Raw genomic sequence first — 2,194 nt, forward strand, 5'->3', positions numbered from 1 at the left:
GGCCCGCCGTCGGCCCGCGGATGAGTCCGGCTGGGATCCCGGTTGGCACTTCTTGCGATTCGGCGTCGCGGCCTTCTTGGCGGCCGCCGCACTGGGAGCTCTGTTGGTCCTTCCTGTCTGGAGCCGCTATGTCCACTACACCGTCTTGGAAGAGGCGCAGCTTGCGCTCTTCCTGTACGGTTTTTTGGGCATGACTTTCTTTGCCCTGCTCTATGCGCTTTTGCCGCGGGCTTTGGGTCGAGCTTGGCCCTCTCCGGTCTTGGCCAAGGCGCACTTTTTGCTTAGCGCCTACGGGATCTGCTTTCTGGTGGGCCTGCTTGCCGCCGGAGGACTCTTTCAAGGTGTCGCGCTCGACGATCCCGACGTTCTCATCCATGAGGTGATCGTGCTGCTTCTCCCCTTCCTCCGAAGTGCGGCCGCTCCGGCGCTGTTCCTGTTGGCGGCTCATGCCGTCTTCGGCTTACATCTTCTTTGGCTCGTCGTGGAAAGCGGATCGACTCGTCGTGGGGGAAAAAAGGAGACTCCTGCGGGCGTCCCATTGGAAGGAGTGCAGACGTCGTGAGAGGAGCGAAGTCGATGCTCTTAGGGATCCTCCTGGCGACAGGGCTCGGATGGGTTCTTTTCGTCTGGATGCCCCTGCGAAAGCTTGGGCCGACGGCTCCCTCGGGGGCGGGAGCGCCTTTCGGGCGCGTTGCCGTCGGCGCGGAGGTCTACGCGGCCAACGGATGCGCTTCCTGCCACACGCAGGTGGTGCGACCGGCGAACCTAGGGTCGGATATCGCCCGAGGTTGGGGGGCCCGCCGTACCGTGCCGTCGGATTACCTAGAGGATCATATCGTCCCGCTGGGCGTGCTCCGGCTCGGGCCCGATTTAGCCGATGTGGGAGAACGCCGGAGCGATGTCCGCTGGTACTATCGCCTCTTGTATGATCCCCGGGCGATCTATCCGGGCTCCGTGATGCCCTCTTACCGCTATCTCTTTGCACGTGTCCCGCTCTTGGGAACTCCGCTGCCCGATTCTCTTCCTCTCTCTGGCCGGGATGCGCCTCCCCCCGGGTTCCAAGTAGTGCCGAAGCCGGAGGCACGGGCGCTGGCGGCCTATCTGCTCTCTCTCAAGCGGGTGCCGCCGACGGAGGCGGGCAAGACGCCATGAATCTGGAAGATCCGTCCGTGAAGATCGCTGGCGACGTCGAGCCCGAAGAGCGCATCCCCTGCGCATTTTGGGTGTTTTCCACGATCGCCCTGCTCTTCGCAGCTGCTTTTTTCTTCCGGTACGACGGTGGCTTCCGTTGGGACGTCTACGATGCAAACGGCTATCTGGCCGGACTCCCGCGAGCCGCCGCGGCCGGCGTGGCGGAGGGGAAAGCGGGTGCTGCCGCCCCAAAGCCTGCGGCAGCAAGCCCGCTTGAGGTCGGTCGAGAGCAATATCAGGCGAACTGCGCCGCTTGCCATCAACCCACCGGTCAAGGGATGAGCGGTCAGTTTCCACCGGTGGCCGGCTCCGAATGGGTCGACGGGGATCCACGCCTGCTGGCGGCGATCGTGCTCGGAGGTCTTCAGGGGCCGGTCAAGGTGGCGGGGGCCGACTACAACGGGATGATGCCGGCGTGGCAGAAGACGCTGAGCGATGCCAAAATCGCGGCGATCCTGACCTTTTTACGACAGTCCTGGGGCAATCATGCGTCCGCCGTTTCCGAAGACGAGGTAAAGGCGGTCCGGGCGGAAATCGCTAGCCACGCCGCTCCTTGGAAGATCGAGGAGCTGCGAACGCTTAGCGGCGAGAAGGGGAAGAAGAAAGAGAATTGACGCCGGAGCGAGCGAAAGGCGAGCGGGTCCCGTGTGGGACCGGGAAAACCCCGAGGCAATATTCCTCCAAAGGCCGCTTTTCGGGGCGCGCCTGCGACGGAGCCTGGAGGAGATTGGTGCTAAGCTTGTTAGGACAAGTGCGGTAGAAAGTTCTTGTCAGCCCGGATGGAAAGAATTCACTTGTAGGGGTAGGGGGCGACCGGATTATGGTTCCGCCCCGAAAATTCATCGAAGAGCGAAAGGGAGTGTTCCACGACATGGACGAGCAGAGTCAAAAGACAGCACGGCCGCACGGAGGCGAGGGCACGCTCGCCGAGCACGAAGCGGGTCATCACGGGCACCACGTCGAGCTTCCGTGGTGGAGGCGTTGGGTGTTTTCGACCGATCAC

At 63.1% G+C, this 2,194-nt stretch carries 4 protein-coding genes; 3 read left to right on the plus strand and 1 reads right to left on the minus strand.

Annotated elements, in window-relative coordinates:
* The 3 genes from FN369_RS00355 to FN369_RS00365 all read left to right on the plus strand — a co-directional run.
* On the plus strand, positions 1-562 hold a 562-nt coding region (locus FN369_RS00355), incomplete at its 5' end, for a cbb3-type cytochrome c oxidase subunit I (protein WP_178087568.1).
* Positions 563-576: 14 nt separating this feature from the next.
* Entirely contained in the window at positions 577-1,152 is a 576-nt protein-coding gene (locus FN369_RS00360) for a cbb3-type cytochrome c oxidase subunit II (protein ID WP_142524240.1), read from the plus strand.
* The gene (locus FN369_RS00365; protein WP_142524241.1) at positions 1,149-1,805 is read left to right on the plus strand and encodes a c-type cytochrome; all 657 of its coding nucleotides are present in this window, start codon (positions 1,149-1,151) and stop codon (positions 1,803-1,805) included. The genes FN369_RS00360 and FN369_RS00365 overlap by 4 nt, the downstream gene beginning before the upstream one ends.
* 176 nt (positions 1,806-1,981) lie before the next feature.
* Here FN369_RS00365 and FN369_RS10905 read toward each other — a convergent pair.
* Positions 1,982-2,194, minus strand: a 213-nt coding sequence (locus tag FN369_RS10905) for a hypothetical protein (RefSeq protein WP_218579986.1), incomplete at its 5' end; no start/stop codon positions are given.

It is taken from the genome of Methylacidimicrobium cyclopophantes (assembly GCF_902143385.2).
In the GTDB taxonomy this organism is placed as follows: domain Bacteria; phylum Verrucomicrobiota; class Verrucomicrobiia; order Methylacidiphilales; family Methylacidiphilaceae; genus Methylacidimicrobium; species Methylacidimicrobium cyclopophantes.